At 58.4% G+C, this 6,156-nt stretch carries 6 protein-coding genes; 4 read left to right on the top strand and 2 right to left on the bottom strand.

Annotated features, from left to right (window positions below; all coding sequences use genetic code 11):
* Positions 1-268 precede the first annotated feature (268 nt).
* Positions 269-958, bottom strand: coding sequence for a ribulose-phosphate 3-epimerase (gene rpe / locus ACR0JI_RS15275; protein ID WP_209598264.1), 690 nt, complete (start codon positions 956-958; stop codon positions 269-271).
* A 162-nt stretch (positions 959-1,120) separates the two neighbouring features.
* Here rpe and phnC point away from each other — a divergent pair, with 162 nt between their 5' ends.
* The 4 genes from phnC to phnE (ACR0JI_RS15255) all read left to right on the top strand — a co-directional run bounded on the left by phnC (position 1,121) and on the right by phnE (ACR0JI_RS15255) (position 5,224).
* Positions 1,121-1,942, top strand: a complete 822-nt coding sequence (gene phnC, locus ACR0JI_RS15270) for a phosphonate ABC transporter ATP-binding protein (RefSeq protein WP_480494903.1) — start codon at positions 1,121-1,123, stop codon at positions 1,940-1,942.
* Positions 1,943-2,009: 67 nt separating this feature from the next.
* On the top strand, positions 2,010-2,912 hold the full coding sequence (phnD, locus tag ACR0JI_RS15265) for a phosphonate ABC transporter substrate-binding protein (protein ID WP_480494901.1): 903 nt from the start codon (positions 2,010-2,012) through the stop codon (positions 2,910-2,912).
* 66 nt (positions 2,913-2,978) lie between these two features.
* Complete coding sequence (gene phnE / locus ACR0JI_RS15260) at positions 2,979-3,860, top strand: phosphonate ABC transporter, permease protein PhnE (protein ID WP_480494899.1); 882 nt, start codon at positions 2,979-2,981, stop codon at positions 3,858-3,860.
* Entirely contained in the window at positions 3,857-5,224 is a 1,368-nt protein-coding gene (phnE, locus tag ACR0JI_RS15255) for a phosphonate ABC transporter, permease protein PhnE (protein ID WP_480494897.1), read from the top strand. The genes phnE (ACR0JI_RS15260) and phnE (ACR0JI_RS15255) overlap by 4 nt, the downstream gene beginning before the upstream one ends.
* Positions 5,225-5,426: 202 nt before the next feature.
* Here phnE (ACR0JI_RS15255) and phnF read toward each other — a convergent pair whose 3' ends face one another.
* A complete protein-coding gene (gene phnF, locus ACR0JI_RS15250) occupies positions 5,427-6,137 on the bottom strand; it encodes a phosphonate metabolism transcriptional regulator PhnF (RefSeq protein ID WP_480473841.1) in 711 nt (236 codons plus the stop codon).
* Between the last annotated feature and the right edge of the window lie 19 nt (positions 6,138-6,156).

Below are 6,156 nucleotides of genomic sequence, written 5' to 3'. Positions count from 1 at the left end.
TGGCCGGTGGGCGGCAGTTGCTCTGAAAGAGCAATGAGAGCCCACTCCATTGAACTAAAGAAGGCCGTTCCACAAGGGGGCGGCCTTTTTTGTAAGGCTTTGTATCGAAGGCCTTCGACCGACTCGTAGGCCGGGCTTCAGCCCGGCGCGTCTATGACCCTAATGAAGGCCGCAACAAGAACGTCAAGGCGGGGCGTATCCCGCCCGATGAGTTCAACGAAATTCAGTTTTGCGGATAAAGCCAACTATGCAGTCGCGAGTTGGCAGATCAGCCCAACCCGCCTTCAGCTGCGGCCCGTACGGCCCGAATATTCTCACCGTAAACCTCGGGCCGATCAACTGATCCGCCTTTGAACACGGCAGACCCGGCCACCAGCACATCAGCCCCCGCTGCGGCAACAAGGGGCGCTGTCTGGGGATCAACACCGCCGTCGATCTCGATATGCACGGGGCGGTCACCAATCATCTGGCGCAATTTGCGGATCTTGCCAGTCATGTCGATGAACTTCTGGCCGCCAAAGCCGGGGTTTACGGTCATGACGCAGACCAGATCGGTGAGGTCCAGCAGATGTTCGACCGCCTCAGCCGGGGTGCCCGGGTTCAAGGCGACACCTGCCTTCATGCCTGCGGCGCGGATCGCCTGCAGTGTGCGGTGGGTGTGGGCCCCCGCCTCGACATGCGCGGTCAGAATGTCGGCGCCTGCATCAGCGTAGGCCTGGATGTATGGATCGACCGGCGTGATCATCAGGTGCACGTCCATGACCGTCTTTACATGCGGGCGGAACGCTTTGACGGCTGGCGGGCCAAAGGTCAGGTTCGGGACGAAATGGCCATCCATTACGTCAACATGGACCCAATCCGCGCCCTGCGCTTCGATGGCCTGAATTTCTTGCCCGAAATTGGCAAAGTCGGCGGACAGAATGGACGGCGCGATCTTGATGGTGCGGTCAAAGCTCATATTGGCCTCGTATCAGCTGAAGAGTCGCGGATGCGTATACCCGTGAGGCGGGGCGATGGATACCCCCCCGCGCGCCGGGGCGTTACAAAACTTTCACTACGCTGACACATATCCTTTGAACGGCATCTGTAGCAGTCCGCCAACACGAATTGGGGGTGGCACGTGCTGCGTATCAAGAAACTGACCAAACGCTTTGGTGACAATGTTGCCGTGAATGCTGCGACGCTGGATGTGGACAGGCCATGCATGATCGGGATCATCGGACGGTCGGGCGCGGGTAAGTCCACCCTGCTGCAGATGATTAACCGCCTGACGGATGCCAGCGAAGGCGAAATCCTGTTTGAGGGTCGGGACATCACCCAACTGAAAGGCCGTGAGAAACGCGCCTGGCAGGCTGATTGCGCGATGATCTTCCAACAGTTCAACCTGGTGCCGCGCATGGATGTGGTTTCGAACGTGCTGCATGGCACGCTCAACCGTCATTCGACGCTGGCCGCTATGTTCAACCTGTTCCCGATTGATGAAATTCACCGTGCCATCGACATTCTGGACCGGTTGGGAATTGCGGAACATGCTCCGAAACGGGCCGAGGCCTTGTCGGGCGGCCAGCAACAGCGCGTGGCGATTGCGCGGGCGCTGATGCAGGACCCGAGGATTATTCTGGCGGATGAACCAATTGCCTCGCTGGACCCGATGAATGCACAGGTGGTGATGCAGGCGCTGCGCCGCATCCACGAAGAAGATGGCCGTACCGTCATCGCCAACCTGCACACGCTGGACACAGCACGTCGCTATTGCGACCGCGTGGTTGGGATGCGCGACGGGCGCATCGTCTTCGATGGGCTGCCCGAGCAACTGACCACAGGCGTCGCCCGCGAGATCTATGGCGCCGATGCCAGCTTCTCGGAAGAAGCGACATCAACGGAAATCGAAACGCTCGACGCCACGCGAAAGGCGCTGATGGAAGCAGAAGCAACCATCTGAGCCATCCCAACCCCTTTCATCGCCCGGCCCGGTGAGAGGCCGGGGTTATCAAACTGGAGAGAGACAGATGAAAAAACTGATTGCTGCCTTGGTCGCATCCACAACACTGGCTGCACCGGTCATGGCCGAAGAAATCAGCGAATTCCGCATCGGTATTCTGGGTGGCGAGAACGCTCAGGACCGGATGAGCAAAAACGAGTGTCTGCGCGAATACACCGAAGAACTGTTGGGCGTTCCGACCAAACTGTTTGCCCCTGCCGACTATAACGGAGTGATTCAGGGGCTGCTGGGCGGCACGATTGATGTCGCCTGGCTGGGTGCGTCGGGCTATGCCAAAACCTATCTGAGCGACCCCGAAGCGGTTGAGCCGGTACTGGTCAAGGTGAACACCGATGGTGGCTACGGCTATTACTCGGTTGGGTTTGCACACAAGGACAGCGGCATCACCTCACTTGAGGACATGAAGGGCAAGGTTTTCGGCTTTGGCGACCCGAATTCGACCTCGGGTTATCTGATCCCGTCGATTGAGATTCCCCAGGCCACCGGAGCAACCATGGAGTCGGGTGACTATTTTGCTGAGGTGAAATTCACCGGCGGTCACGAGCAGACCATCGTTGCGGTGAACAACGGTGACGTAGATGGCGGTGTGACCTGGGCCGATGGTCTCGGCGAGTGGGAAGACGGCTATCAGTCGGGCGCACTGCGCCGCGCTGTGGATGCTGGTCTGGTCGACATGAACGATCTGGTCGAGATCTGGAAATCGGCACCGATCCCGGAAGGTCCGGTTGTACTGCGCAAGGCTCTGCCCGAGGATGTCAAAGCTCAGGTTACCGAATTGTGGAACACGCTGGATGAAAAAGACCGCGAATGTTTCTACGGCGTGGCCGCGGGTGAGGCCAAGAGCTTTGATCCAATCACGCATGAGGCCTACGAGGTCATCATCGAAGCGCGCAAGCTGAAGTCCAACTAAAACTGCATATCCAATGATCGGGGTCTGGTGATGTACCGGACCCCGTTTTCCCTTCAGGAGCATTCCATGACAGACCTTACCGCAGGGTCCTTATCCGTCGATCAGATCCGCAACGACTATACAGCGATGACACGGCGCAAGCGGGTCTATGGTGGTATCCTCCTGATCCTGTTCCTGTCGTTGATGGCGGCAGGGTTTCGCACAGCCGACAACCGGAATGCCGGCAGCTTTGTCGATGGCTGGCACCGTATCCTTGATTACCCCACAGAGGTTCTGTCCGAGGCGGGGGAAAAGATTGCCGAAATGCCAGCCAATCTGGTCTCGTTCTTCCCAGCCCTGGTCGAGACAATCAACATCGCGGCGGCGGCGACGCTTGTCGGCACAATTGTCGGAACGTTTTTCGCCCTGATGTCGACACGCGGCATGGCGCTGTGGCCGTCATTGATCCCGCTGTTTCGCCGAATATCAGACATCTGCCGCGCCATTCCCGAGATCGTAATTGCGTTGGTTCTGATCTTCATTCTGGGCGGTGGCCCGGTTCCCGCGATGATCGCCATCGCGATTCACACTGCTGGCGCATTAGGCAAACTGTTTTCCGAGGTGAACGAGAACGCCTCGCTGAAACCGGTGGATGGGCTGCATTCCGTGGGTGCCAACTGGTCACAGCGGATGTATCTGGGGGTGATTCCGCAGGTCGGGCCGAACTATGTCAGCTACGCGCTGCTGCGGTTCGAGATCAACATCCGTGCCTCGGCCATTCTTGGATTTGTTGGGGCAGGCGGTCTGGGTTACGAGCTTCGCAATGCCATGTCCTGGGGGCAGGGGCGTTATGACGAAGCCGCGGCCATCTTCATCCTTCTGTTCGTGACAATCGTGGTCGTCGACCAGCTGTCTGGCTACCTGCGCGACCGTCTGACCCATGGCTCGGAAAAAGGAGCTTTGGCATGAGCACCTTCGCAACCAATCTGACTGTCGATGACCTCAAAGCCGAAGCAGATCGCTTGTTCAACCGCAAGAGGCTGATGAACTTCGGGTTGCCTGCTCTGGTTTTCGTCTATCTGATCTATGTCTTTTTTGTTTTTGACGTGTCGGGCCTTGTGGGGCGCGCAAACTGGGCAAATGGCAAGACGCTGGTGGCTGACAGCTATAGCTACAAAACGCATATCGCGCGGGATAATCGCACCGGTGAAGTTTCAGCCGCCATCGAGGGTGAGCGCAAGGGGGCATATCCTGAAGGGCAGGCCCCGGAGTGGGTGGCGCTGGGCGAGACAACTGTGATCGACCTTGAAAAGGGCCATGTCGTGCGTTTCGGTTCGCAGACGGTGGAATATGACATTCCCGGCTATGGCACCATTCGCGCAACACCTACGCGTTCGGCCGGTGTACAGGCGGAGTTGCCGGAGGGCGAGGTTCCGGAGTGGATCAACGTCTCCAAGAACCGGCTGTCTGTGACAACGGACGCAGGTCGTTTGACTGTCACCCGCAACCGGTCCGAGGTGTTCCGCTATTTCACAGGGTGGGAATTGTTCTGGTTCACGCTGGACAGCCCTTATTTCGGCAAGTCCTTCCCGGAACTGGCCAGACGCGCGGCGTCGGGCGAGGCGGGCGCGATCTTTAATGATTTCTGGACCAACAAGATGTGGCGCCATCAGGATGTGGCCTGGGCCATCTTCGAGACGATGCTGATGGCATTTCTGGGCACGTTTGGCGCGGCGATTGTGGCCCTTCCATTGGCCTTCCTTGCGACGCGCAATTTCAACCGGATGACATCCATCCGCTTTGCGACACGGCGTGTATTCGATTTTGTGCGCGGCGTAGACGCGTTGATCTGGACTGTGGTTCTGGCCCGCGCCTTTGGTCCCGGCCCGTTGACCGGTGCGCTTGCCATTCTGGTGACGGACACCGGGACATTCGGCAAGATATTCTCGGAAGCGTTGGAAAACGTGGATCAGAAGCAGATCGAAGGTGTGCAGTCCACGGGTGCGAACGCCCCGCAACGGTATCGGTTTGGCGTTATCCCTCAGGTTACGCCCGTTTTGCTGAGCCAGCTTTTGTATTTCCTCGAATCCAACACCCGCAGTGCGACGGTGATCGGTGCAATCACGGGCGGCGGCATTGGGTTACTGCTGACGCAGGCAATCATCACGCAGAAAGACTGGGAAGAGGTCGCCTATTACATCATCCTGATCATTCTGATGGTGATGCTGATGGATTGGTTTTCGGGCTGGCCGCGCCGTCGTCTGATCGAGGGTAAGGCGGGTAAAAAGCGCTGGCCGCGCACGCCCGACCCCAAACCGCTCCTGTTGCCCTGAACCGGGTTTGGAGTGACAAGAAAACAGCTCGGTTCAGTGCGGCGCAATCGTTTGAAGAAGCGTCACAGAGCTTATTCCATTACCGTTCATCCCATATTCAGAATAATGCTGACCCGAAAGGCAGCTGAATCGATTTTCGCACCATGCCCAACGGGATGCGACCCCCGGCAGAAGGTCGAAGTCGGGCGGGAAAGGATGTGGATTACTCTTCGTTCAGCGTCAGCGTGACACGCTCACCAGCAAATACGGTTCGGCCATATTCGACGGGTCTGCCGTCCGGGTCCGCGTTGATGCCGACCGAAAACAACACGGGGGCACCTTCGGACAGTTGCAGGTGAAGGGCTTGCGTTGCTGTCGCACCGCGCGCGGTCAATCGGGTCGAGATGCGGGTGTAGTCCGTGATACCGCTGCGTTGCAGGGCTTTTGTTACAGACTGGGTCTCGGTCAGCGCCTGTAACAGGTTTGGAAAGCGTTCTGCCGGGAAGACGCTTTGAAAAACGGCTATGGGCTGCCCATCCGCCAGTGATAACCCGTCATAGACATGCACCGGGTCCCCTTTGCTCAGACCCAGTGCTTCGGCCTCGGCTTCATCTGCCGCGCGTGTGGTCAGGGCCAGGATTTTCTTTCCCGGTATCTTGCCGCTGGCCGAGACGTTCTTGTGATATCGAACCCTTTTGCCAATCGGATAGTCGGTTGGCCGCGCCGCCACAAAAACGCCCGCACCGCGCCGGGCATGAACCAGACCTTGTTCCGACATGTCAGCCAACGCGCGCCGCACTGTGTGGCGGTTGACACCGTATTTAGCGGCCAGCTGCGCTTCGGTCGGCAGGCGGTCACTGGTTTGATACCGCCCTTCGGCAATGTCCGAGGTCAGGCGCAGGGCAATGCTTTTCCAGATCGGCGTTTTGCTCATGTCACCAAATCTTCACACA

It is taken from the genome of Ruegeria sp. N10, from assembly GCF_056531545.1.
Note: the sequence above shows the minus strand (reverse complement) of the source record. Positions and strands in the feature narration are given on the sequence as shown.